We start from the raw sequence: 24,900 nt of genomic DNA on the forward strand, positions 1-24,900 counted from the left end.
ATAGTCTGGGTTGGGTGGGCAGAAATAGGAGGTTTTTACAAGGTTTGCTGACCATTATAAGTCAGTTTCAGGATATTCTTCATGGCACCGCCTGGCGATAACAGCTGCGGATGTCTGATTTTTAGCAGCTTAACGATGTGATGTATAGGCTGTTGCTTCAGGGCGTCCAAATCCATCCCATAGCGAATTTTGAACAAGCTTTGCTGTTTACCTACGGGTAAACCAGCCAAAATTTCCGCTAACTGTTGATTAATCAATTGTTGAGCCAGCAGTAATTCAGGCTGAATTTGGTCTTTAAGATTTGCTGGGGCAGTTTTTTGGTCGTTTGTGATAGCGGGAGCCGAAAGATTTAAATTTTTATTACGCATCTCCCGTAAACGACTGCTTTTGCCATTGGCCAATAAGGTCGAGCTGGTTTCTGTCGGTTTAAAATCAGTCATGTTTGGATTCTGCGTGAGCGGCTTCGTGAATGAGGTTGCGGATCACCACAGAGGCGCAAACGCCGCCGAAGGCTGCCGGTAAATAGGAGATAGTGCCATAGGCAGATTTTTTGTAATTGCTGCCGTCAGTCAACATCAGCGAATCTTTGTTGACGACTTCCGGTGAAAAAACTACTTTCAGTCCACGACTGATGCCGTGTTTGCGTAAGCGTATGCGAATAAATTGCGCAAATGGGCAGTTATAGGTTTTGGAAATATCCACCACTTTTAAGTGAGTGGGGTCCAGTTTGCCCCCGGCGCCCATGGAGCTGATAATTTTCATCTTATTGGTTTTGGCGGCACGAATCAGATGGATTTTTGGGGTCAGGCTGTCGATGGCGTCCACCACATAATCGTAATGGTCGGCTAACAATTCGGCAGCGGTGTCGGGGGTAATAAATTCGTGTTTGATGGTTAACTTTAGATCAGGATTTATCGCCAGTAAACGTTCGCCCATTACATCGGCTTTCGAAAGTCCGTGGGTGGTTGCCAAAGCGGGTAATTGACGATTGCGGTTGCTGGGGTCGATAGTGTCACCATCGACTATGGTCATTGCGCCTACACCCGCCCGACAGATGAATTCGGCTGCAAAAGACCCAACGCCACCCATGCCTACTACCAGCACATGCGAGTTTTGTAATCTGTCGACTTTAGGTTTGCCGATTAGTAATTCGGTGCGCGAAAGCCAGCTTGTATCAGTCATGCATAAATACTCTTTTGAAATTGTTCAGGATTTGTTGTTGCAAGCATGCGATGTCAACGTCGCGTATTTTAGCCGCTGCTGTGTAGATTGTATCAATTGCAGCATCGGCTGCATCAGTTTCCAAAAACAGCCTATCGTTAGGTGTGGTCAGTAAGGCCATACTTGCCTGGCTACCGGATTGCAATAAAGCCTTGCCAAAGGACAAATAACAGCCATGTTTGAGTAATTGTTCAGCCAGTGGGGGTTTGCCGGTAAAGCCATGAATAATCCAGGCCTGGCTTGGGGCGAGGTGTTTTTTTAGCTGCAATAGTTCAGAAAATGCCCGTACGCAATGCACAATCATGGGCTTGCCAAACTGTTGCGCCAATTTAATTTGCTGGGTAAATATATCGATTTGTTTGTCCAGCGCGGTGTCTATGCACTTATCCAGGCCGCATTCGCCGATAGCGAGTAGCCGGGGGTGATGCATAAAGGATGCTATCGTTTGGAAAGCGGTATCGGTATTCTGCAGTTCGATAAACCAGGGATGAATGCCCAAGCTGAAATAGCCAGCAGAAAGCAGTAAATCAGCTTCGGTTTGATGCTTTGAAGCCTGGGGCTTAGGCAAGATGCCATCAGCCTTGTTGGAAAGTTCATGCGCATCCCGACTAAGAATTTGCATATGGCCAACCTGGCTATATTGATGGCAATGTATGTCAATCAGGGTTTGGTATGACAAAAATAGTTGGGTTTCCTGCCGCAGTTAAGCCAAAAAGCCAATTTCACTAGCGTGAAATAATCGTAACTATCAGCATGGCTAATGCAGCATGCAATCAAACGCCAAGCACTAAAAAGATGTTGTTGCTGACGACCCAGCTGTAAAAAGCGTCGGCACTGAATAAAGTGGCTGTACCCCAGCAGCTACCAATATTTCGACGGGTAACATACAGCAGAGCGATAAATTCAACGCAAAGCAGTTTGAGGGCAAAAATCGCCAGTCCCAAGCCCATGGTACCGGCAAAAAACAACAGTACCGGGTTGACTTCAGTCGCATAATTAAATTTAAGGCCAAAATAGGTGACGATGCCGTCGGCAGTATGTAGCAAGCCAAACAGTAGTATCAATGATGAATTGATAAGGTATTTAAGCTGTGCAGGATCGATGCCTCTGATTGTGGCATGAGATGGACGTGTGCAAAGGCAAAGACATCGCAGAGACAATACTAAGTCATTGATATAATTGATTAAAAAGTAACCAGAAATTTTGCCTGAGCGGCGTGTATCTGTTTTCATGGATAGTCTCCTGAAACTAGCGATTTCAAGCTCAACTTATACCAAAATGTTAGTTTTGCCTAATTTTCTAATCGAATTTTGGGGTTCTTGTATCAAAATATTGATCTGGGTCAAGTTTTTAGCTGATTATTCTGGTAGTGATTGAGCGCCAAAGGCAGTTGACAGGTTGATTGCTGGTGGGGATCACTGGTACACCCAAAAATGCTCGGGCAGATTGGCTTGCTACAGTCTCGTTATTCAACAATTAGACATCGCTGAGCATGTTGGTATCATCCAACAAAGCAAATTTGAGTTTCGGTATGGCTGATGCTCTATGAACGTTATTGCCTAACCGGTTGAAATAGCTTGGCTTGGGTGCCATTAAATCTAATGCCTAAGAGCTTTCTGGCAGTGACGATAAAACCTTGTTTAATATGTTAGGTATGTATAAATGGCATCAATCAAATCATTGCACGGTATAATGACAGTTTCGTTTCTTCAACAGAAAAACAATGGCGCAATACATATTTTCGATGAATCGGGTTGGCAAGATCGTGCCGCCCAAGAAATACATTCTTAAAGACATTTCCTTATCCTTTTTTCCTGGTGCCAAAATTGGCGTATTGGGTCTGAATGGTTCCGGTAAATCGACCCTGCTGCGCATCATGGCCGGGATTGATAAAGAAATCGAAGGCGAGGCCATTCCGCTAAAAGGCATCAATATCGGTTATTTGCCTCAAGAACCACAGCTAGACCCAAACAAGACTGTTCGCGGCAATATCGAAGAGGCTGTGCAGCCCATTAAAGATGCCTTGGCCCAATTAGATGCGGTTTATGCTGCCTACGCCGAGCCGGAGGCGGATTTTGATAAACTGGCGGCGGAACAAGCCAAGCTGGAAGATATTATCAATGCCTGCGACGGGCATAATTTAGACCGGACGCTGGAAATTGCTGCCGATGCATTACGTATACCGGATTGGGATGCTGACATTACTAAGTTGTCCGGTGGCGAAAAACGTCGAGTGGCCTTATGTCGTTTATTGTTGTCCAAGCCAGATATGTTGCTGCTTGACGAGCCGACTAACCATCTGGATGCGGAGTCAGTCGCCTGGCTGGAACGCTTCCTGCATGATTATGCCGGTACTGTGGTGGCGGTGACGCATGATAGATATTTCCTGGATAATGTGGCGGGTTGGATTCTGGAGCTGGATCGTGGGATGGGAATTCCCTGGGAAGGTAATTATTCATCCTGGCTAGAACAGAAAGAGCAGCGCCTGGAGTTAGAAGATAAGCAAGAGTCTTCCCGGCAAAAAGCCATGAAAGCTGAACTGGAGTGGGTACGCTCTAACCAAAAAGGTCGCCATGCCAAGGGTAAAGCCCGTTTGGCCCGCTTTGAAGAATTATCTTCAGTAGAAGTACAAAAACGTAACGAAACCCAGGAAATTTATATTCCACCTGGGCCGCGTCTAGGCGATGTGGTGATTGATGCTGAAGCGATCAGTAAAGGTTTTGCTGAACGTTTGTTAATTGATAAACTGAGTTTTAAGTTGCCGCCTGGTGGCATAGTCGGGATTATTGGACCGAACGGTGCAGGTAAAACCACCTTGTTTCGCATGATGGCAGGCTTTGAAAAACCGGATTCCGGTGCTATCAATATCGGTCAGACTGTGCAATTGTCTTATGTCGATCAATTACGTGATGACATGAGCGACAATAAAACTGTTTGGGAAGAAGTTTCCGATGGTCTGGATATGATTACTGTGGGTAAGTATGAAACTCCGTCACGGGCGTATTTGGGACGTTTTAATTTCAAAGGTGGTGATCAACAAAAACGCATTGGTGAGTTATCCGGTGGTGAACGCAATCGGGTGCATTTAGCTAAGTTATTAAAAAGTGGTGGCAACGTATTGTTGCTTGACGAACCGACCAATGATTTGGATGTGGAAACCTTGCGGGCATTGGAAGAGGCTTTACTGGCATTTCCGGGTTGTGCCGTGGTTATTTCGCATGATCGCTGGTTCCTGGATCGAATTGCCACTCATATTTTAGCGTTTGAAGGTGATAGCGAGGTGGTTTGGTTTGAAGGTAACTATGCCGACTACGAGGAAGATAGACATCGTCGTCTGGGAACTGATGCCGATAATCCACATCGTATCAAGTACAAGAAAATCGTTTAAGGCAATTTACTTGTCAGGCAGTGCTAGAAAATTATTTTTACGTAAAACCTATATAAACTTGAAAATGGTTTTGTCCGCCCCAAGTTTATTTATGTTTTTTAGGGGAAACCCTGATTGACGTATGTTGAAATTAGTAGGTTTAGCAGGTAAGGTATTACCGCAGCCTGAACAATAATAAGGAGAAAGAGGATGTCAAAGACCCAAAACTTGCAGGATAATTTTTTGAATGCGCTTAGAAAAGAGCATACCCCTGTGTCGATTTTTTTGGTTAACGGCATTAAATTGCAAGGTCGGGTTGATTCCTTTGATCAATATGTGGTGATGTTGAAAAACACTGTTAATCAGATGGTTTACAAGCATGCCATATCGACTATTGTCCCCAGTAAAAACGTTTCCATGCACCGTGAGTCCGAACCTACCGATGCGAGCTAAGAGGTAATTATTTGTTTGAGCGTCCTGACGCAGGTGAACGAGCAATTCTCGTTCACCTGAATTTGCAAGTCGGCCAAGAAGATCTAGATGAGCTAAAAGAGCTTACCAAGTCGGCTGGTGCCCAACCTATTCACGTGGTTACTGGAAGCAGGCAGCGGCCTGATCCCAAATATTTTGTCGGCAAAGGCAAGCTTGAGGAGCTAAAAGCGGCTCTTGCTGAATATGAGGCTGATATTGTGATTGTCAATCATCCTTTATCGCCCAGTCAGGAACGTAACTTAGAAAAAGCATTGGAAGCGCGGGTGGTGGATCGTAACGGTCTTATTCTGGATATCTTTGCCCAGCGAGCGCAAACATTCGAAGGCAAGCTGCAAGTTGAACTGGCTCAGCTTAAGCATTTGTCGACCCGGTTGATTCGCGGTTGGACGCATTTGGAGCGGCAAAAAGGCGGCATTGGTTTACGTGGGCCGGGTGAAACTCAATTAGAAACAGACCGCCGATTGCTGGCTGTGCGTATCAAACAAATTCAGCAGCGCTTGGCTAAGGTTGAAAAACAGCGGCATCAAGGTCGCACCAAACGCAAGAAAGCCGAAATTCCAACGGTGTCCCTGGTAGGCTATACCAATGCGGGTAAATCCACTTTATTTAATACTTTAACTGGCGCCGATATTTATGTTGCTGATCAATTGTTTGCAACTTTGGATCCTACATTAAGGCATTTGGCACTGGGTAACAGTGGGGAGGTCGTGCTGGCTGATACGGTAGGCTTTATCCGACATTTGCCGCATGAGTTGGTGGCAGCCTTTCGTTCAACATTGCAAGAAGCCAGCGAAGCTGATTTGTTGTTGCATGTAATTGATGCCAATGCTGCAGATAGAGACGATACGATACTTGAAGTCAATCGGGTATTAGACGATATCGATGCAGGCAAGATACAACAATTGAGTGTGTTTAATAAAATCGATTTGTTAGACGGCGTAAGCCCACATATTGATTACGATTCTGATGGTAAGCCGGTTAATGTCTGGTTATGTGCTCAAACTGGAGAAGGCTGCGAATTATTGCAACAGGCGTTGACTGAATGCTTTGCAGCGACCAAGGTGTTTAAAAAGTGTTTCCTGACCGCCGAACAGGTGGGTTTGAAAGCTAAATGGTTTGGTTTGGTTAGATTTGTTGATGAAACGATTAATGATCAAGGTGATTGCGAGTTGACGATAGAAATCGACAAGAAGAACCTCGGATTGTTGAAGGGTATTAGAGTTGAAGAGGTCGCGTGATGCTGATAATTCGGTATCGAGCTAGCCAGTTACTTGCCATGGAAATGGGAAATTACGATAGAATGCTCGGTCTTTGTGTGACTTAAAAGCAAGGTTGCTTTAAGTCGGAAAATAAAGGTTAAAAGTTTACAATCCAATTGGAGTGTTTAGTATGTCTTGGAATGAACCCGGTGGCGATAAAAAAGACCCCTGGAGTGGCCGTAATGATAAAAATAGCCCACCTGATCTGGACGAAGTTATTCGTTCCTTGCAGGATAAACTAGGTGGTATTTTCGGTGGTGGCTCCGCTGGTGGTAGTTCCGAAGGTCCTGGCTTTAAAAGCATAGGTTATCTGGCAGCAGGTGCTTTAGTTCTTTGGAGTTTGAGCGGATTTTACATTGTTGATGAGGGTACCCGCGGCGTTGTTACTCGCTTTGGTGCTTATGTTGATACGACCACTCCCGGTCTTAACTGGCATATTCCAGGTCCGATCGAAAGTGCCGAAGTCATTAATGTTGAACAACAACGCTTCATAGAAGTAGGCTATCGTTCAGGCAGCACTACGGCTGTTGGCTCAGTACCGAAAGAAGCCATGATGCTGACCAAAGATGAAAACATTGTCGACGTACGACTCGCAGTGCAATACCAGGTCAAGGATGCTAAAGATTACGCTTTTAATGTTCTGGATCCCAATTCCACCTTGAAACAAGTGACCGAGAGTGTCGAGCGGGGCGTGATTGGTGCCAGCAATATGGATTTTGTGCTGACCGAAGGTCGTAGCGAAATCGTCATGGCGATCAAGTCTGAAATTCAAACGGTGATGGACTCCTATAAAGCCGGTATTCTGGTAACCAGTGTTAACTTGCAGGATGCCCAGCCACCTGAGCAGGTTCAGGGTGCATTCGAAGACGCGATTAGAGCTCGAGAAGACAAACAACGCCTGATCAACGAAGCAGAAGCTTATTCCAATGATGTTGTACCTAAAGCACGCGGTGGTGCTTCTCGTATTGTGCAGGAATCAGAAGGTTATAAAGTGAAAGTGATTGCCGAAGCCAATGGTGATGTCAGTCGTTTCGGACAGTTATTGGTCGAGTATAAAAAAGCCCCTGCGGTCACTAAAGAACGTATGTACATCGAGTCTATGGAAACGGTGTTAGAACGATCTAATAATATTTTGGTTGATGTTAAAGGCGGTAACAACATTATGTATCTGCCTTTGGATAAATTAACCAACAAAGCCAGTGATGAAGTTATTTCCACCCCTGACCATCATGAGCAGGCGCCTGTGGCAACTCCGGTCGCCAAACAATATAGTAGCGATAGTCGGGCTTCAAGCCGTGAACGCGATGTGAGAGGACGTTAAGATGGGAAATAAAATTGTAGTTGCCATTGGTGCGCTGCTGGTTGTGTTGTCTATGTCAGTGTTTACTGTTTCCGAAACTGAGCGCGCCATTAAATTTCAGTTGGGTGAAATTGTTGAATATGATTTTAAACCGGGCTTACATTTAAAATTGCCGTTTATTAATAACGTCAAAAAATTTGATGCCCGAATTTTAACAATGGATTCGACGCCTGAGCGATTTTTAACGGCAGAAAAGAAAAATGTCATCGTGGATTCGTTTGTTAAATGGCGGATAGGGGATGTCAAAACGTTTTATACCTCTGTAGGCGGCGATGCGAATCAGGCTAATATTCGGCTGGATCAGATTATCAAAGATTCATTCCGTAGCGAATTTAGTAAACGGGATATTAAACAGTTGGTTTCCACCGACCGTAGCATTATTCGAGAGGCATTAATTACCAATGTTTCACCGCATGCGCAGAAATTAGGTATTAATATTGTTGATGTGCAAGTCAAACGAATTGATTTGCCGAACGAAGTCAGTAGTTCGGTTTATCAGCGGATGGAAGCCGAACGTGCCAGGGTTGCGCGTGAGTTTCGTTCGCAAGGCTCTGAGGCGGCAGAACGTATTCGTGCCGATGCCGATAAACAGCGCGAGATTATTTTAGCCAATGCCTATCGGGATTCTGAGATTTTACGTGGTGAAGGCGATGCTAAAGCGGCGGAAATTTTTGCCAAAACTTATAGTGAAGATATAGAATTCTATGGATTTTACCGTAGCATGATTGCTTACAAACAAAGTTTGGGTAAAGCCGGCAACATTATGGTTCTTGAGCCGGATTCGGATTACTTCAAATACTTCAAACACCAAAAATAAGCCATATCATTCGATACACAGCAGAAAACGCTCCGCAGTGTGGGGCGTTTTCTGCGATTGGGACAAAGAAAATGCCAAAAAAAGACTCCTGGTTATTGCCAGAAGGTATTTCCGAGTTGTTGCCGGAACAGGCAGCGCATTTGGAAAGCCTGCGTACTGACTTGCTTAAAACTTTTGCTTGTTGGGGATACCAACTGGTTATTCCACCTTTTGTAGATTATCTGGATTCCTTGTTGACAGGTTCCGGTCATGATCTGGATTTGCAAACGTTCAAGCTAACCGATCAATTGAGCGGTGAAATGCTGGGCGTACGTGCCGATATGACGCCGCAAGTAGCGCGTATCGATGCACATAATCTGAAACATGAATGGCCGACACGTCTTTGTTATGTCGGTACTACCTTGCAAACCTTGGGTGATGCGCTAGAAAAATCCCGTAGCCCGATGCAAATTGGCGCTGAGCTTTATGGCCACGCCGGTATCGAAAGCGATTATGAAGTCATCCAGCTGATGTTGGAAATGTTAGCCATCACAGGCTTGCAAAACGTTCATCTGGATATGGGACATGTTGGCATCTATCGTGCTTTGGTGGAAGCGGCTGGCTTGAATCAGCAACAAGAAGCTGAGTTGTTCGATGTTTTGCAGCGTAAAGCCCGGACAGAGTTGGCCGAACTGGTCGATCAATTTGGTATCGCTGACCAATACATTAATATTTTTAATGCCTTGCCAAAATTGAATGGTGGCGTTGAAATATTGGCTAGAGCAGCTGCTTTACTCAATATCGGTAATGATGCTATTACAACTGCATTGCAAGATTTACAAGTCATTGCAACTAAACTACAGCGCGATTACCCGGCCTTGACTGTCAGTTTTGATTTGGCTGAATTGCGTGGCTACCACTATCATACCGGCATGGTGTTTGCCGCTTTCGTGCCCTCAGTGGGTAAGGAAATCGCCCGCGGCGGACGTTATGACAATATTGGTGCTGTATTCGGTCGTGCAAGGCCTGCAACCGGATTTAGTGCGGATTTAAAAGTACTGGCTGCCTTGCTTGATGGCGAAAATCAGCCGCAAGCACAATGTGTTTTTGCCCCAGCATTTGATGATGAAGGCTTGTCGCAAACAATTAGAGACTTACGCGCATCCGGTACCCAGATCATCAGTCAATTACCCGGTCAGCAGGGTACTGCTGAACAAATGGGTTGTAATGCCGTATTAGAAAAACAAGATCAGCAGTGGGTCGTCAGACCATTGGGTAATCAATAAAGTATTCATTCAGGGTTAGAAAAGTCATGGGAAAAAATGTTGTTGTGATTGGCACACAATGGGGCGACGAAGGTAAAGGCAAGCTGGTCGATTTATTGACCGAGCAAGCGGCTGCGGTAGTTCGTTTTCAAGGTGGCCATAACGCTGGTCACACATTGGTGATCGACGGTAAAAAAACTGTATTACACCTGATTCCATCAGGTGTGTTGCATGAGAATGTGCAATGTCTGATCGGTAATGGTGTGGTGTTGTGTCCTGAAGCCTTGCTGAAAGAAATTAATATTCTGGAAGCCTCTGGTGTGCCGGTCAGAAATCGTTTAAAAATTAGCGAAGCCTGCGCATTAATTTTACCGGTTCATGTTGCTATTGATCAGGCGAGGGAAATAGCCCGTGGCGCCAAAGCAATTGGTACGACGGGTCGCGGGATAGGTCCAGCTTATGAAGATAAAGTGGCCAGACGTGGTTTGCGTGCCGGTGACTTATTAAATAGCGAAGAATTTGCTAAACGCCTGAAAGATTTGGTTGAATACCATAATTTCATGCTGGTGAATTATTACCAGGTCGAAGCCGTCGATTATGACGAGATTTTGAAAAATACTTTGGCATTGGCTGAGCAGATCAAGCCTATGCTGACCGATGTGGGTGAAGAATTACAAGCCCTCCAGCTACAAGGCAGCAATATCATGTTCGAGGGTGCGCAAGGCGCATTGCTTGATATTGATCACGGCACCTATCCCTACGTCACTTCTTCCAATACCACGGCAGGCGGCGCAGCCACGGGTACGGGTATCGGGCCATTGGCTATTGATTATGTGCTTGGCATCACAAAAGCCTATTCTACTCGCGTTGGCAACGGGCCTTTCCCGACTGAATTAGACGATAGTTATGGCGAACATTTAGGCGTAAAAGGTCATGAGTTTGGAGCTACCACCGGGCGTAAACGACGCTGCGGATGGTTCGATGCGGTATCCATGCGTAAATCCGCTCAACTCAATAGTCTCAGCGGGATTTGTCTGACCAAGCTGGATGTATTGGATGGTTTGGATAAAATCGGAATTTGTACCGCTTATAAAATCAACGGCAAGATCACCGAAATTGCCCCATTGGGTGCTGATCAATACTCGGCTTGCGAGGCGATTATCGAAGAAATGCCAGGTTGGGAGGGTGTGACTGCAGGGATAACTGATTTTGATCGGTTACCAGAAAACGCGAAGGCTTATATTGCGCGCATAGAAGCATTAGTAGGTGTTAAAGTCAGTATTTTATCCACCGGACCGGACCGGAACGAAACCATTATTCTGGAAAGTCCGTTTGCTTGAGATTTGGCTGATACAAGAGGCGTAATCCAATGCGTCTCTATAGCTCTTGCCATAATTGACATTTATCTGTAACAACAGTACCTTAGCAAGTTTTTCTCACACGTCAACTTCAAACCTGAATCTCAAGAGTCATTAATGGAAGAATTTCATCGCATCAGTCGCTTACCGCCTTATGTTTTTAACATCGTTAATGAGCTAAAAGCCAAGGCGCGAGCCGAAGGTGAAGATATTATCGATTTTGGCATGGGAAATCCCGATCAGCCGACGCCGCCTCATATTGTTAAAAAAATGATAGAAGTGGCGAGCCGTGATGATACGCATCGATATTCGGTTTCCAAAGGTATTCCTCGCTTACGTAAAGCCATTTGTGGCTGGTATAAAAATCGCTTTGATGTTGATCTGGATTTTAATACCGAGGCTATTGTCACTATAGGTTCTAAGGAAGGTTTGTCGCATTTGGCCTTGGCTACCTTAGGTCCGGGTGATGTCGTATTAGTGCCGAATCCTGCTTACCCGATTCATCCTTATGGCGTAGTCATTGCCGGTGCAGATATCCGACACGTGCCTTTGACGCCGGGTACCGATTTCTTTGAAGAACTGAACAAGGCAATTGCCGAATCCTGGCCCAAGCCAAAAATGCTGATTTTAAACTTTCCGGGCAATCCAACCAGCGAATGTGTGGAACTGGATTTCTTTGAGAAAGTGGTGGCGATTTGCAAGCAACATAACATCTGGATCGTGCATGATATTGCCTATGCCGACATTGTGTTTGATGGCTATGTGGCGCCTTCCATTTTGCAAGTTGCCGGCGCCAAAGATATTGCCGTCGAATTTTTCTCGCTGTCAAAAAGCTACAATATGCCGGGTTGGCGGGTCGGCTTTATGTGCGGCAACCCAACTTTAGTGGCAGCCTTGACGCGGATTAAATCGTATATGGATTACGGTACCTTTACCCCGATCCAAGTGGCAGCGATTACTGCGCTGGAGGGGCCACAAGACTGCGTCAAAGAAATTTGCGAAATGTATCGTGTGCGTCGCGACGTACTTTGTGATGGTTTGAATGCCATGGGTTGGCATGTGGAAAAGCCTAAGGCCACCATGTTTGTCTGGGTACCGATTCCAGAAGCTTACAAAGCGATGGGCTCCATCGAGTTTTGCAAAAAATTGATCATCGATGCCAGGGTGGCCGTTTCACCTGGCGTTGGTTTTGGTCAGTACGGCGACGATCATATTCGTTTCAGCTTGATAGAAAACGAGCATAGAACCCGTCAAGCCTTACGCAGCATCCGTAATATGCTGAAAAAAGACAACGTAGTATAATGCTGCCATTTTTGGTTTAACCCTAGGAGTCAGGTTTGATACCGGTAAAAGTAGGTGTTTTGGGTTTGGGGACTGTTGGTGGCGGCACGGTCAACGTACTAAAAAGAAATGCTGCAGAAATTGCTCGTCGGGCTGGACGGGAAATCGTTGTCAGCCGGGCCTCGGCACGCAGTCTGACGCAAAAGCGTATCTGCGATACTCAGGGCATTGCTCTGACAGTCGATCCTTTTGAGGTGGTTAACGATCCTGAGATCGATATAGTCGTGGAGCTGATCGGCGGTTACGATATGGCCAAGCAATTGGTGTTAACCGCTATTGCCAATGGTAAACACGTAGTAACCGCCAATAAAGCCTTGATTGCTCTGCATGGTAACGAAATCTTTGCCGAAGCCAGCAAAAAAGGCGTGATGGTGATGTTCGAAGCGGCCGTCGCCGGTGGTATTCCTATCATCAAGGCAATTCGCGAGGGTCTTAGTGGCAACCGCATCAATTGGCTGGCTGGTATCATCAATGGCACCGGCAACTTCATTCTTACTGAAATGCGCGATAAAGGTCGCGATTTTTCCGATGTGCTAAGCGAAGCGCAAGCTTTGGGATACGCAGAAGCAGATCCAACCTTCGATGTCGAAGGTATTGATGCTGCACATAAGTTGACTATTCTGGCTTCGATTGCTTTTGGTATTCCTTTGCAATTCGATAAAGTGTTCACCGAGGGTATTAGCCAAATTACCCGTGCCGATGTCGGCTATGCCGAAGAACTAGGCTATCGCATCAAACATTTGGGTATAGCACGTAAAACCGAGCAAGGCATAGAATTACGCGTGCATCCTACCTTGATTCCAAAACGCCGCTTGATTGCCAATGTCGATGGTGTCATGAATGCGGTGCTGGTCAGTGGAGACGCTGTTGGTCCGACGCTGTATTATGGTGCCGGCGCAGGCGCTGAGCCGACTGCTTCAGCCGTGGTTGCCGACTTAGTAGACGTGGTGCGTGCCATGACTAGCGACCCTGAAAACCGCGTGCCGCATCTGGCATTTCAAGCCGATGCCCTTATAGATACCCCGGTTTTAGCTGCAGACAACATACATACGGCCTATTATCTGCGTCTGACAGCCGAAGATAAGCCGGGTGTATTGGCGGACGTTTCTCGAATACTGGCATCACATCAGATTAGTATCGAAGCGCTGATTCAAAAAGAACCGATGGTTGGTGAATCTTCAGTGCCTATCATCATGCTAACGCAGTTGACGCTGGAAAAAGAAATGAATGCGGCGATTGTTGAAATCGAAGCCTTGGCAACCGTAAGCGGAAAGGTTAGTCGCATTCGTCTGGAAACTTTAGGATAAACAATGGCAATACAACAACGTTACACAGGTTTAATTGAACAATATCGCGACCGTCTGCCGGTTTCGGGCACCACTCGTCTGATTAGTTTGGGAGAAGGTAAAACGCCGCTAATTCAATTACTCAATATCCCACGTTTAATTGGTAAAAACGTGGATATTTACGTTAAATTCGAAGGTTTGAACCCGACCGGCTCTTTTAAAGATCGCGGTATGACCATGGCGGTGACCAAGGCGGTGGAAGAGGGCAGTCAAGCTATCATCTGCGCATCAACCGGTAATACCTCTGCATCGGCGGCGGCTTACGCCGTTCGGGCCGGCATTAAAGCTTTTGTTTTGATTCCAGAAGGCAAAATTGCCTTGGGTAAATTAGCCCAAACCCTGATGTATGGCGCACAAATCATCCAAATCAACGGTAACTTTGATGCCGGCATGAATATTGTCAAACAAATTTCTGACCATGCGCCGGTGACTATCGTCAACTCCATCAATCCGTTCAGATTACAAGGGCAGAAAACTGCTGCGTTCGAAATCGTTGATGAATTGGGCGACGCTCCGGATTATCATTGTTTGCCGGTCGGCAATGCCGGCAATATTTCAGCCTATTGGATGGGATACACCGAATATGCACAAGACCTGCCTGGCCTAAAAGCCGTGGCCAGTAAACGCCCAATCATGTGCGGCTATCAGGCTGCAGGTGCTGCACCGTTCGTGGCCGGCAAGATGATCGATCACCCGGAAACAGTGGCTACAGCCATTCGTATCGGCCACCCGCAATCGTGGGATTTAGCCTGGAATGCGCAAAAAGAATCAGGCGGTTGGTTCGATTCGAAAACCGATGAACAAATTTTGGCTGCACAAAAAATGTTATCGCAGTACGAAGGTATTTTCTGTGAGCCAGCCTCAGCCGCATCATTGGCCGGTGCTTTGCAGGATATTGGGGCCGGTAAAATTCCTGAGGGGAGTCGTATTGTTTGCACCTTGACCGGTAACGGCATTAAAGATCCGGATATTGCTATCAGCCAATGTAAGGATGCTCATCCGGTAACAATCGATGCGACACTGGATGCAGTTAAAAAAGCAATTTTGGATAATATGTAAAATCTATTGGAAGCAAATAAAAAAGCCGGCTAACGCCGGCTTTTTTATTTGCAAACCTTTGGGCCTCGTTTAAACATCTAACTGTATAGAAAGTAAATAGAGCCTTCTGATGGCAAGTAAATATGGATGCGAGGAGCTCGAATTAATCGTTTGATTGTTTCCGCAAAGCTGTCTATTTTTAATGCTTAAAAAGGTTTCCCGCTAATGCGAGAAACCTTTTACATTTGGGCGATGCTTGGTTAAAAATTTAGCCGCCCTGTTTAGCTTTTTCCAGAGTTTCTTTAGCCTGTTGCATACCATCAAAGTTAACTTTGGAATCCAAAGCCTTTTGCAAATGCAACTCGGCTTTTGCAAAATCTTTCTGTTTAAAATAAAGCATGCCAATGTGGTAGTTGGTGATAGGAGAATTAGTATCAATTTCCAATGCTTTAGTCAGCATTGTGTTGGCTAGTTCTAGCTTATCTTGTTTATAGGCTATCCATCCAACAGTATCCAGGAAACTGGTATTTTTGGATTTTTCCAGCGGCTCTGCTATGGTCGCCGCACGTGCCAAATTTTCCGGGGTATCAGCATAATCAGACAAATAGCTGGCCAGATTATTTACAGCGATGGCAGATTTTGGATACCGTTTGTAAGAATCTTCATATAAAGCCAAGACTTTATCATGCTCGCCTGCGCTGTGGTAAAGCCGAGCCAGATCTTCCACTAACTCCATCGCGCCGTTGGTTTTTTCAATACCTTTGATGTAGATTTTGATGGCTGCCGCTTTGTTTTTTTGTACCAACTCGGCCAGCGCCAAATTACGATAAGGGCTAAACCAATCCGGCTTGATGTCCAACGCTTTATTAAAGGCCTTGTTAGCCTCAGCATATTTTTGCTGGCTTAGATAGACGCCACCCAACAGATTGTCAGCAATAAAATGATCAGGATGACGTTTTAGTACCTCCTGTAACTCTGCAATGGCTTTATCAGGCTGTTTTTGCGCCATGTAAGTCTTGACCAACTCAGTCAGTGGCTCGATTGCATCGGGCTTTTTAGCCAGTGCTTGCTTAAAGGCGTCTGCAGCAGCAGTTAAGTTGCCTTCTGCTTGATAGCCCAAGGCTGACATATAAAAACCGGCTGCATCTTCTGGGAAGGTATCCTGAACTTGCTTGGCCACCTGCTGTGCTTTATCCCATTGTTTCTTTGCAACTTCCAGCTTGAACAAGCTCTCAAGACCTTTTTGGCTTTTTGGATTGGCTTTTATCAATTCAGCAATTTGTTGTCTGGCCTGATCTTCCTTGCCTGCTTTTAATAACAAACTGGCTAAATCCAGTCGCGCTGTTTCATCAGTAGGAGCTAGCGCCACTACTTTTTCCATATTTTCTTTAGCAAGTTCCGGTTCATTGTTGCGTAAATGCGTTGCAGCCAACAGCTTTAATACGTTGGTATTGTTAGGTTGATCGACTAAAACCGAACGAAAGTCACCAATTGCATCGGGTATTTTGTTTTCAGCCAAAGCAAATTGACCACGTAAGGTCAGCGCCTCGCCGTCTCGAGGATTTTCTTTCAGCACCTCTGTGATCAGTACCTTGGCTTCGTCACCGCGTTTATTGGCTGCATAGTAAGAAGCCAATTTATTACGAGCAGAGATACCGTTTGGGCCTAATTTATCTTCTGCGACTATTTGCTTGATAGTTTCCTCAGCCTTGTCCGCTTGTTTATTGGCGAATTGCAAAGAGGCCAATTTAAATTTCAGTGCATAGGCATCAGGTTGCTGTTCGATAATCGGTAATAATTCGGCAATAGCGACTTCCAAACTGCGCTTTTCCACTAAGAAATCAATCAGATTACTCTTCGCCACATCGCTATCAGGCATTTTTTGCACGGCTTCACGTAAAGTGGCTTCGGCTTTGTCCAGTTGATCGGTACCTACTTGAAACAACGCCAGATTTTTGTAGTGTTGCGCTTCTTGTGGCTGTATTTGGATGATGGATGCTAAAAGCGCTTCGGCTTCCGGAAGTTGCTTGTTTCTGGCATAAATACCCACCAACATAGTGCGCAAAGGCACGCTGTCAGAATTTTTATCTACAGCCTGCTTCAACAGTGAAATGGCATCTTCCGTTTTGTTGTTTTTAACCAGGATAGATGACATCATCAACTTGGCCGATACATCATCCGGGCTTTTTTGTAAGGCTTTCTCAACTGAAGCAATCGCAGCATCGGAATTGTTTTTGGACATATTAATCCCGGCCATCAAGACCAGGGCTTCCACATTGTCCGCTTCCTTGGCTAATGCTTCTTGTGCCATTTTTTCAGCATCATCTGCAGCGCGATTCAATAATAACAATTGCCCGACTCGGACCCGTGCCATGACATGATTTTCATCATTCTGCACAATGGTATTGTATTCTTTAAAGGCTTTCTCAATTTTGCCTTGCTTGCTCAAGGTTTCAGCCATTTGATAACGGCCTTCCCAGTTTTTTGGATCTATCTGTAATACGTTTTTAAAAGCAAGCTCAGCTTTTTCATAATCACCGGCCTGAAATAACTGACTGCCTTCCTCCATGTATTTAGCTTTACGTTCTTCTGCGCCACCGCAAGCAACCAAACTGGCGCTTACTATGGCTATACCTAGATTTCTCAGAATTGTTTTTTTACTGGTCATGTAAATCTCGATTCCATTTGCTTTGAATTAGTGGATTAAATCCGGGGTGATTTTATCTAGTCGTTAATTTTAACGTATTTAGCTAATCGGAGATTCGCGTATTTTTCATATACCCACAGGATTAGATGCGGCAAGTTGCCGCAGTAACTGAATATTTACCAAGCACTCTTTAAAAATTATTACATTACAGTGCTATCTGGACACATAAAGCAGCAGGCGCTATGCTCTAAAAATTATCACTATTTTCATGGAGCCTTAAAATGTCAATTACGCCTAGAATAATCCCGGACTTGATCAAAGCCATTTCCAGCACAATTAATCAACACGCAGATGCCATTACCGAGCTGGACCAGGCGATTGGAGATGGTGATCATGTGTTTAATTTGCAGCGTGGAATAGAAGCCTTACAGGCTCACAGCAGCGAGATTGCAGAACTGGATTGGTCAGCAGCCTGGCAGAAAATTGGCATGACGGTCATGGCAGCCATTGGTGGCGCATCGGGTTCTTTATACGCCACACTATTTATTAGCTTAAGCAAACAGACAAAAGATAAGCCTGAAAACTTGGAAAGCTTTGCAGAAGCGTTTGTACTGGCTGTCGAGGCGGTTAAACAACGCGGCAAAGCCGATGTTGGCGAGAAAACCATGTTGGACGTCTGGGTGCCGGTAGCCATTGCCTTTAAGCAAGACGTTGAAGCAGGTAAACATTTGGCTGATATTTTGCAGCATGTTTGTACGGTTGCCGATGCCGGTGTCGAAGCAACCCGAGATATGTTGGCCACTAAAGGCAGAGCATCCTTTTTGGGCGAGCGCAGCAAAGGTCATATCGATGCCGGCGCACAAACAGCGCAATTGATGATTGCCGCAATTACCAGCGTGATTAAAGATGCATCAAAATGACCTTAAAACTTGATCGCCTCATATCCCCCAGCGCAAGGCTGCCGTATTGACTGGGGCGTCCCACAAGCGCAGCATTTCTTCATCCAACAAGGTTAGGGTTAACGAGCAACCCGCCATATCCAATGAGGTTGTAAAATTACCCACCAAACAGCGTTCAATCAACAAACCGCGTTTTTGCCAATATTGCCAAGCCAGTTCGTAAATCAAATGCAATTCCACTAGTGGAGTGCCACCAAACCCGTTGACGTGCAATAACACCTTTTGGCCGGATTGCGGATTCAGCTCATCTTGAATATGAGTGGCCAATTGTTCGACGATCTCGCTAGCAGACACTAGTTTGGTGGTTTCTCGGCCGCGTTCACCATGAATTCCGACACCCATTTCAATTTCATCATCAGCAAGGGTGAATGTTGGATGCCCTAGAGCCGGAACCGTACAGCTTGTTAAGGCTACCCCCATGGAAGCCGTGGCCTGAACCACCTTATCACCAAGGGTTTTGCAAGCCGCTAAATCGTAGCCAGCTTCTGCAGCTGCTCCAACGATTTTTTCCACCAGCGTGGTACCTGCCACGCCTCGGCGACCAATAGGATGATCTTTGGGTAACGATACATCATCATTAACAAGTACAGTGGCATTTGGGCCTTCCAGCATTTCGGCAGCCATTTCAAAATTCATCACGTCGCCAGCGTAATTTTTGACGATAAATAGCACACCCGACCCACCATCAACCGCTTGCGCCGCCATTAACATTTGATCCGGCGTCGGCGATGTGAAAATTTGGCCAGGGCAGGCAGCATCCAGCATACCGACACCCACAAACCCGCTATGCAAAGGTTCATGCCCCGAGCCGCCGCCCGAAATCAGTGCTACTTTGCCTTGTCTGCTCTGTTTACGATAAATAAAATTTGGCTGGGTGTTCAATTGCACAATATCAGCATGTGCTTTGGCAAAGCCTTGCAGACTGGTATCTAGCAAGCTGGCGGGACTATCGATAAACTTTTTCATAGTGAACTCCAAAAATTAATGCAACAAAGCCTGAGTCAGTTCTTGAATATCCTGCATAACCCAGGTCGGGGCATAATCAAGATCAGCAATCTCGCTAGCGCTTGAAATACCGGAAAGTAGTAATACACTGCGAATCCCGGTATTCACCGCTCCAAGTATGTCGGTATTCAACCTGTCACCAATGGCTATTACTCCATCAGGCTCAACAGCCAATAAAGCCAAAGCTTGTTGATAAATAATAGGCTCAGGCTTGCCAATAACGAGTGGTTTAACCCCGGTTGCCGCCGTCAAAGCTGCCAGTGTTGCGCCATTACCCGGCAGAAAACCACGTTCGGTTGGCAATGTCACATCGCCATTGGTTGCATAAAAATCAGCACCCGCTTGAATTGCGATTGCTGCAGCACACAATTTGTCCCAGCTTAGTTTCTTATCCAAGCCGCATACCACAAGCTGTGCGGGCAAGTCTGAACTATCATTTTCCAGGTTGGTAACCCTAAAACCTTTATCCAATAATGGTTGCCAAGCACCCACGGCACCAATTACATAGACATTAGTGGTGTTAGGCTCATAACGCTCAGCCAGAAACAGTGCGGTAGCCATACCCGAAGTTAACACTTCCTTTATATCAATACTGACATGTAACTTTGTCAGTTTAGCCACATATTGTTCAGCGGTCAGGCTCGCGTTATTAGTTGCTAGAACAAAAGGTATTTTTAATGTACGTAAAGTCTGAAAAAAAAGAGCTAATCCTGCTTGCGGCTGATCGCCATGCCAGAGCACGCCGTCCATATCGATGATCAGGCCGCGAATATTATTAAAATCTTGCATATTGATATTCAAATTAGATTGGGTGAAAGCTGAGCATGTTTTATAAACGTTTAACAGAGAATTGCATAATCAAACTTCACTGTCCAGCCGTGGATGACTACTTTAATTATTTTATACTTGACTAAAGTCGAATAACCCTGTTTAATGCGCGGCTCTTGACGAGCCCAGGTAGCTCAGTCGGTAGAGCAGAGGACTGAAAATCCTCGTGTCGACAGTTCGATTCTGTCCCTGGGCACCACAAGTTTTTTCAAAAGCCGACCAATGTGTCGGTTTTTTTATGTCCGAAGCTTTTTGGGCTGGGGTCCTGGTTATTTCCGGTACCTGACAAGCCAAGTTCTGCCATTCAAATGCATAGAAAAAATCACGTTCAGTTTTTAGCCGCCTAATTAAAATAAGCCTGAAAACTGGTTTTTATTTTTACTGCATGCAAATCTGTATAGCTCTATTGTGATTTAGCCCTAAGAGACGGTTTGGACAGCCACGCTAACTGAGCAGGGCAGGTTCGACTCATCTGGAAATCGGCAGTTTGCTGCAAAGCCAAACCGCAAATGGAGTTCACTTTAGTGGCAGGCTGAACAAAACGTATAGATAGATTCTATTGCTTCATGCAGGATGCCATTGCTGAGTTATTTATTTGTTGTGTTCTTTGGTGAATAAAAATTACTTTTCATCATTCTGAGCTCCCGAAAAAAAAACACGCCTAATAGGGTAACCCTGTGATTTTGTTAGTAGCCCATGGAGACACTTGTATTCTGCGCTTATTGAAGATTCTTAACGCGTCTTACAAAGGAAAGCGTCGTCGCCAATGCACCGATCCATAACCAAAATGCGGCTGGAATCGGTACTGCCACTGTTGATACTAAAAAGCCAATGACGCCTTTGGCTTGACCTTGCCAATTGTTGTTGAAGCTGTTGTTAAAGGGCGTGTTGTAGGCTGAGCTGACCTCGCTTATGACTAATGAGGCCAGGCTTTGACCTCCATACAAATACGCTAACGCTCCGCTGATGGCATCCAGTTGTAAATCAAAAGTATCATCTCCACCTGAGGTGCCGTTTTGATAGCCAAACTGCATCACCTTGGCAGTCAATAGGGTGCCGCTATAGTCCGTGATATTGTCAAAATCAGTGTCGACGGCGCCGATAATAATCAGATCGGGTTGGTTGGTGTTGTTTGGAATAAGGTTGCCGTTGCTATCGACGCGGAAGGTGATACTGAGACCGCGGGTCGTGTTTTCGTCAGTATCCAGAATATTGCTGAATATAAATGGGTCGATCGAGAATAATGTGGATGGTTGGCTGGTAATCGTGACGATGCCGCTGCTGGCGTTATAGTCAATCATGCCGGAGCCACTAAAATCGATAGTAGGTAAGTTGGGTGATAATCCTACTAAAGTTGCGCTAGCTGAATGAGGCATTATGCTCAGTGCTGCCAAGATAAGTGTTGTCAGTAGTGGTTGCGGTTTCATATTAAGCGCTCCGATAAGCAGTTATGGTCTTGACTCGTTTTATCGTGGGTAAAATTGAGGCGAGTGCTCCAGTCCATAACCAAAATGCCGCTGGGATAGGTGTGGCAAATACATCAGTTGTGACCGTTGAATGAATGAAGCTTTTGCAGTCGGTTTGTTCGTTCGAGCTGCAGGTGACGGTTGAAAGCCCAGTCAAGTAAGTAGCTAAAACGCTCTGGATGCCGACTGTGTTTGCATTGGCGCCGAACACCCAATCCCGTTGAAACGCAGTTGGGTAGGATGTGGTGCCGAAACCTGCACTATTGAAAATTTTGATGCCGCCATTATTGTTTGCCAGTGTGCCATCAGTAAATTGGTTCATGTTAGCAGGCATATCTTCGTAGTCGTCCTGGGTGAGCTTCCAGGTGCCGTCGAAGAAGCTGCCAAATTCATAAGGCGGGTTGTTGTCGATATTTTGTTGCCAGCCAAAGTCAGTAATTTCACCCTGCCAGCTGAAGCCTGGTGTGTTTCCGGCGCCATTGGCAATTACCGAATTGCCAAAATTGATGGAGACTTTGTTGACAGCAGGCATGTTTACCCAGTTACCCGTTAATCTATCGATAGCAATGCTTAATATTAAATCAGGTTTTGAATCTCCAGGGCCGGTATAGGTTTGCGTCAGTGTCGAGTTACCTGCATTCGGGCCTTCGTTTAAGGTTGCAGCATATGACACAAGCTTTAGCAGACCGGTATTGCTGTCGACGCCATTATTGTCATAAATCAAATAATTCTGATTTAGGGTGATGTCGGGGTAGGTTTGGGTAACGCCAACGAGAACGGCTTCGGCGTGTTCAATAAAAAACGCCGACATAACAAAGCCAATTAGCTGTTTAGCTCTTATTTTTTTCATGTTTTAAGTGTTGGTGAGTGTTGTTATGCCTTCATGCTTTCGGTCAAACCGTTAATAAGGCGATTATATAATTAAGCAAAATGTGAGCCGTCAATAAATATCAGTATAAATGGTTGTATTGGCTTACCCTAGAGTTGGGCAGGATAGGGTGGCATGCTCTAAAAATAGGGCATATAACCCATTATGTGTGGCATATGCCGCAGTGATGGCATTCAGCTAGTCCTTGTATTGCTGCTTCCGAATCAATTACGTACTCGCCTGTATTAACTTGACGAATAATTTCTTTATGATTTTTAACTGTCTAGGTAGATTGTAGATTGCGCTGAATAAAACACATCATTCGCGATTGCCATGCAGTCTTTGCGGGCATAGTCCTTGCTTATATAAAACTCCGTATCAATACTTAAGGCATTTGCCTTGTAGCTTATGAAGGCGAGGTAAGCACCTCTGCAATAAATAAAACGGCTAAGTAATGATTTGAAAGCTGGTGCGCGGCGAGATAATCAGTTGGGCGAGCTATAAAATAAAAAAAACAGATAAAACTTTGCATGCAAAATAATTTAATACCACAACCTCTTTCCCATCAGATGTCGTTAACGCTTCGTAGTGGCTATGCAGATGGAAAATGACATGAGTGTCTCCACAGATAAAGCACCCAACTCACAATACACTGAACATCTGACTTATTGGCGCTTTAGTGTAACCAGTTGGCTATTGTTGGCTTCCGCATTGGTCTTGATGATTTGGGCCTATTACGGCGGCTTGGAAAACCTGGTTCATCGTTGGGAGGTGGAAGAAGAATACAACCATGGTTATTTTCTACCGCTGGTGACTTTGACTTTTTTGTGGCAATTAGGTCCAACTTTTGCGCGGCAGGAATTTCCGCCAAGTTGGTCTGCATTAGTTGTGGCTGGCTTGGCGCTAGTCATGTTTGTAGTGGGTGAATTGAGCGCAATTTACCTGCTGATCCATTACTCTTTTATTCTGCTGTTATTTGCCTTGTCATTGGCGCTGGTTGGCTGGTCGGGTACTCGTTTAACATTCGCACCCATCGGTATTTTGGTGTTTTCAATTCCAATTCCGTACTTTTTGGAATCGACGATTACCTCAAAATTACAGTTGCTTTCTTCTAAGTTTGGCGTCAATTTGATTCGGCTCTGCGATATTCCGGTATTTCGCGAAGGTAACCTAATCGACTTGGGTGTATTCAAGCTGGAAGTGGTCGAGGCTTGCAGTGGTTTGACCTATTTATATCCCTTGCTCGGTTTCGGAGCGATTTGTGCTTACCTATATCACACGAGCGCTTGGAAACGTGCTGCTCTAATGGTTTCGACGATTCCCATCGCCATATTGCTGAATAGCTTTCGCATCGGCATGATCGGTTTTTTAGTCAAATATTTCGGCAGCGAACAGGCTGAAGGCTTTTTGCACGATTTTGAAGGCTTTGCGGTATTCATGGTCTGCGTGGCGATTTTATTCCTGGAAATGTGGGCTTTGACTTTTGTAGGGCAAGATCGGCGCCCCTTTAGCGAGGTGTTCGGTTTGACTTTTGATGTTGTCGAATTGTCGCCACAGGACCAAATTAAAGTGCGTTCCTTGTCGAAACCATTGATTGCTTGTGTGGGCTTGATTGCTGCCGCTGGAATTCTGACAGCTTCTATAGCAAACCGTTCGGAGATCAAGCCTGAGCGCGCCTATTTCTCGGCTTTTCCCAGATCGATCGGCGAATGGCAGAGTAAGCCTGATACTTTGGGTGATGAAGTCTTAAAGACCTTGGATCTTACCGATTATCTTTTGGCAGATTTCACCAAGCCTGCAACAGGAGCGCCTGTTAATTTTTATGTAGCTTATTACGAATCCCAGCGCAAAGGCTCTTCGCCACATTCGCCCACGGTCTGCTTGCCAGGTGGCGGTTGGCAAATCGTAAATATGTCAAGACAGACTTTTCCAGGCACAGATACCCGGCAGCCGTTTCAGTTTAACCGCGTCCTTATCCGCAAGGGTAATTCCAGCCAATTGGTGTATTACTGGTTTGAAGAACGCGGCAGGGTAATGGCAGATGAATACCAGGTAAAGTGGTATTTGTTCCGAGATGCACTTATAGACAACAGGACCGATGGCGCCTTGGTGCGGGTAATCTCACCTATTGTTAATGGTGAGCCCGTAGAAGTTGCCGATCAACGCATCAATGCATTTTTGGCAGGTGCATTGCCATTGCTGCCAAGTTATGTGCCTAACTGAGGTGGCTTGGCAATATCGCCCTTCTTATCGAGGCTGTCGTAAAAGGTAAAGCAGTGCCTTC

Annotated in this window: 21 protein-coding genes and 1 tRNA gene; 13 read left to right on the top strand and 9 right to left on the bottom strand. The window is 45.5% G+C overall.

Annotated elements, in window-relative coordinates; genetic code table 11:
- Positions 1-35 precede the first annotated feature (35 nt).
- From A1359_RS11555 to A1359_RS11570, 4 genes are all read right to left on the bottom strand, one after another.
- Positions 36-440 carry a hypothetical protein gene (locus A1359_RS11555; RefSeq protein ID WP_066982708.1) on the bottom strand — a complete coding sequence of 135 codons (405 nt, stop codon included), beginning with the start codon at positions 438-440 and terminating at the stop codon, positions 36-38.
- Positions 433-1,182 carry a tRNA threonylcarbamoyladenosine dehydratase gene (locus A1359_RS11560; protein WP_066982712.1) on the bottom strand — a complete coding sequence of 250 codons (750 nt, stop codon included), beginning with the start codon at positions 1,180-1,182 and terminating at the stop codon, positions 433-435. The genes A1359_RS11555 and A1359_RS11560 overlap by 8 nt, the downstream gene beginning before the upstream one ends.
- Positions 1,175-1,900 (bottom strand): TatD family hydrolase, encoded by a 726-nt coding sequence (locus tag A1359_RS11565; RefSeq protein WP_269747911.1) that lies wholly within the window; start codon positions 1,898-1,900, stop codon positions 1,175-1,177. Before A1359_RS11565 ends, A1359_RS11560 begins: the two co-directional genes overlap by 8 nt.
- Before the next feature lie 94 nt (positions 1,901-1,994).
- On the bottom strand, positions 1,995-2,453 hold the full coding sequence (locus A1359_RS11570; protein WP_066982718.1) for a DUF5658 family protein: 459 nt from the start codon (positions 2,451-2,453) through the stop codon (positions 1,995-1,997).
- Positions 2,454-2,944: 491 nt separating this feature from the next.
- Here A1359_RS11570 and ettA point away from each other — a divergent pair, with 491 nt between their 5' ends.
- From ettA to thrC, 10 genes are all read left to right on the top strand, one after another.
- Positions 2,945-4,609 (top strand): energy-dependent translational throttle protein EttA, encoded by a 1,665-nt coding sequence (gene ettA, locus A1359_RS11575; protein WP_066982722.1) that lies wholly within the window; start codon positions 2,945-2,947, stop codon positions 4,607-4,609.
- A 189-nt stretch (positions 4,610-4,798) separates the two neighbouring features.
- A complete protein-coding gene (hfq, locus tag A1359_RS11580) occupies positions 4,799-5,041 on the top strand; it encodes an RNA chaperone Hfq (RefSeq protein ID WP_066982725.1) in 243 nt (80 codons plus the stop codon).
- A gap of 11 nt (positions 5,042-5,052) precedes the next feature.
- Positions 5,053-6,318 carry a ribosome rescue GTPase HflX gene (gene hflX, locus A1359_RS11585; RefSeq protein ID WP_066982728.1) on the top strand — a complete coding sequence of 422 codons (1,266 nt, stop codon included), beginning with the start codon at positions 5,053-5,055 and terminating at the stop codon, positions 6,316-6,318.
- Between the two features lie 151 nt (positions 6,319-6,469).
- Positions 6,470-7,660 carry an FtsH protease activity modulator HflK gene (gene hflK, locus A1359_RS11590; RefSeq protein ID WP_066982732.1) on the top strand — a complete coding sequence of 397 codons (1,191 nt, stop codon included), beginning with the start codon at positions 6,470-6,472 and terminating at the stop codon, positions 7,658-7,660.
- Position 7,661: 1 nt separating this feature from the next.
- Positions 7,662-8,516 (top strand): protease modulator HflC, encoded by an 855-nt coding sequence (hflC, locus tag A1359_RS11595; RefSeq protein ID WP_066982735.1) that lies wholly within the window; start codon positions 7,662-7,664, stop codon positions 8,514-8,516.
- A 71-nt stretch (positions 8,517-8,587) separates the two neighbouring features.
- Positions 8,588-9,781, top strand: a complete 1,194-nt coding sequence (locus A1359_RS11600; protein ID WP_066982738.1) for an ATP phosphoribosyltransferase regulatory subunit — start codon at positions 8,588-8,590, stop codon at positions 9,779-9,781.
- 26 nt (positions 9,782-9,807) lie between these two features.
- A complete protein-coding gene (locus A1359_RS11605) occupies positions 9,808-11,100 on the top strand; it encodes an adenylosuccinate synthase (protein WP_066982741.1) in 1,293 nt (430 codons plus the stop codon).
- Positions 11,101-11,235: 135 nt separating this feature from the next.
- Complete coding sequence (gene alaC / locus A1359_RS11610) at positions 11,236-12,420, top strand: alanine transaminase (RefSeq protein WP_066982745.1); 1,185 nt, start codon at positions 11,236-11,238, stop codon at positions 12,418-12,420.
- A 35-nt stretch (positions 12,421-12,455) separates the two neighbouring features.
- Positions 12,456-13,766: a homoserine dehydrogenase gene (locus A1359_RS11615; protein WP_066982748.1), complete on the top strand. Its 1,311-nt coding sequence runs from the start codon at positions 12,456-12,458 to the stop codon at positions 13,764-13,766.
- Positions 13,767-13,769: 3 nt separating this feature from the next.
- Positions 13,770-14,864 carry a threonine synthase gene (thrC, locus tag A1359_RS11620; protein ID WP_066982751.1) on the top strand — a complete coding sequence of 365 codons (1,095 nt, stop codon included), beginning with the start codon at positions 13,770-13,772 and terminating at the stop codon, positions 14,862-14,864.
- Between the two features lie 247 nt (positions 14,865-15,111).
- Here thrC and A1359_RS11625 read toward each other — a convergent pair whose 3' ends face one another.
- On the bottom strand, positions 15,112-17,511 hold the full coding sequence (locus A1359_RS11625) for a tetratricopeptide repeat protein (RefSeq protein WP_066982754.1): 2,400 nt from the start codon (positions 17,509-17,511) through the stop codon (positions 15,112-15,114).
- A 260-nt stretch (positions 17,512-17,771) separates the two neighbouring features.
- Between A1359_RS11625 and dhaL the strand changes: the two genes are divergently transcribed.
- Positions 17,772-18,410, top strand: a complete 639-nt coding sequence (gene dhaL, locus A1359_RS11630) for a dihydroxyacetone kinase subunit DhaL (RefSeq protein WP_066982757.1) — start codon at positions 17,772-17,774, stop codon at positions 18,408-18,410.
- A gap of 18 nt (positions 18,411-18,428) precedes the next feature.
- Here the strand turns inward: dhaL and dhaK are convergent, their stop codons facing one another.
- The gene (gene dhaK, locus A1359_RS11635) at positions 18,429-19,415 is read right to left on the bottom strand and encodes a dihydroxyacetone kinase subunit DhaK (protein WP_066982759.1); all 987 of its coding nucleotides are present in this window, start codon (positions 19,413-19,415) and stop codon (positions 18,429-18,431) included.
- Positions 19,416-19,430: 15 nt separating this feature from the next.
- A complete protein-coding gene (locus tag A1359_RS11640) occupies positions 19,431-20,243 on the bottom strand; it encodes an HAD-IIA family hydrolase (RefSeq protein WP_066982762.1) in 813 nt (270 codons plus the stop codon).
- A gap of 162 nt (positions 20,244-20,405) precedes the next feature.
- Here A1359_RS11640 and A1359_RS11645 point away from each other — a divergent pair.
- Positions 20,406-20,481 (top strand) — tRNA-Phe (locus tag A1359_RS11645).
- Between the two features lie 520 nt (positions 20,482-21,001).
- Here the strand turns inward: A1359_RS11645 and A1359_RS11650 are convergent.
- Together A1359_RS11650 and A1359_RS11655 are read right to left on the bottom strand one after the other, a co-directional pair.
- Positions 21,002-21,709 carry a hypothetical protein gene (locus A1359_RS11650; protein WP_066982765.1) on the bottom strand — a complete coding sequence of 236 codons (708 nt, stop codon included), beginning with the start codon at positions 21,707-21,709 and terminating at the stop codon, positions 21,002-21,004.
- 1 nt (position 21,710) lies between these two features.
- Entirely contained in the window at positions 21,711-22,598 is an 888-nt protein-coding gene (locus A1359_RS11655; protein ID WP_066982768.1) for a hypothetical protein, read from the bottom strand.
- Between the two features lie 630 nt (positions 22,599-23,228).
- Between A1359_RS11655 and xrtD the strand changes: the two genes are divergently transcribed.
- Entirely contained in the window at positions 23,229-24,839 is a 1,611-nt protein-coding gene (gene xrtD / locus A1359_RS11660; RefSeq protein ID WP_232322191.1) for a VPLPA-CTERM-specific exosortase XrtD, read from the top strand.
- Positions 24,840-24,900: the final 61 nt, after the last annotated feature.

This window comes from Methylomonas lenta, assembly GCF_001644015.1.
GTDB classification, from domain to species: Bacteria; Pseudomonadota; Gammaproteobacteria; order Methylococcales; family Methylomonadaceae; genus Methylomonas; species Methylomonas lenta.

Excerpts from the sequence above, each read along its gene's own strand:
- A1359_RS11555 (WP_066982708.1), bottom strand. The coding sequence starts at position 440 with ATGACTGATTTTAAACCGACAGAAACCAGCTCGACCTTATTGGCCAAT.
- A1359_RS11640 (WP_066982762.1), bottom strand. The coding sequence starts at position 20,243 with ATGCAAGATTTTAATAATATTCGCGGCCTGATCATCGATATGGACGGC.
- alaC (WP_066982745.1), top strand. The coding sequence starts at position 11,236 with ATGGAAGAATTTCATCGCATCAGTCGCTTACCGCCTTATGTTTTTAAC.
- ettA (WP_066982722.1), top strand. The coding sequence starts at position 2,945 with ATGGCGCAATACATATTTTCGATGAATCGGGTTGGCAAGATCGTGCCG.
- hflC (WP_066982735.1), top strand. The coding sequence starts at position 7,662 with ATGGGAAATAAAATTGTAGTTGCCATTGGTGCGCTGCTGGTTGTGTTG.
- A1359_RS11600 (WP_066982738.1), top strand. The coding sequence starts at position 8,588 with ATGCCAAAAAAAGACTCCTGGTTATTGCCAGAAGGTATTTCCGAGTTG.
- hflK (WP_066982732.1), top strand. The coding sequence starts at position 6,470 with ATGTCTTGGAATGAACCCGGTGGCGATAAAAAAGACCCCTGGAGTGGC.
- dhaL (WP_066982757.1), top strand. The coding sequence starts at position 17,772 with ATGTCAATTACGCCTAGAATAATCCCGGACTTGATCAAAGCCATTTCC.
- A1359_RS11570 (WP_066982718.1), bottom strand. The coding sequence starts at position 2,453 with ATGAAAACAGATACACGCCGCTCAGGCAAAATTTCTGGTTACTTTTTA.
- hfq (WP_066982725.1), top strand. The coding sequence starts at position 4,799 with ATGTCAAAGACCCAAAACTTGCAGGATAATTTTTTGAATGCGCTTAGA.
- dhaK (WP_066982759.1), bottom strand. The coding sequence starts at position 19,415 with ATGAAAAAGTTTATCGATAGTCCCGCCAGCTTGCTAGATACCAGTCTG.
- A1359_RS11650 (WP_066982765.1), bottom strand. The coding sequence starts at position 21,709 with ATGAAACCGCAACCACTACTGACAACACTTATCTTGGCAGCACTGAGC.
- xrtD (WP_232322191.1), top strand. The coding sequence starts at position 23,229 with ATGAGTGTCTCCACAGATAAAGCACCCAACTCACAATACACTGAACAT.
- A1359_RS11560 (WP_066982712.1), bottom strand. The coding sequence starts at position 1,182 with ATGACTGATACAAGCTGGCTTTCGCGCACCGAATTACTAATCGGCAAA.
- A1359_RS11625 (WP_066982754.1), bottom strand. The coding sequence starts at position 17,511 with ATGACCAGTAAAAAAACAATTCTGAGAAATCTAGGTATAGCCATAGTA.
- thrC (WP_066982751.1), top strand. The coding sequence starts at position 13,770 with ATGGCAATACAACAACGTTACACAGGTTTAATTGAACAATATCGCGAC.
- A1359_RS11655 (WP_066982768.1), bottom strand. The coding sequence starts at position 22,598 with ATGAAAAAAATAAGAGCTAAACAGCTAATTGGCTTTGTTATGTCGGCG.
- A1359_RS11605 (WP_066982741.1), top strand. The coding sequence starts at position 9,808 with ATGGGAAAAAATGTTGTTGTGATTGGCACACAATGGGGCGACGAAGGT.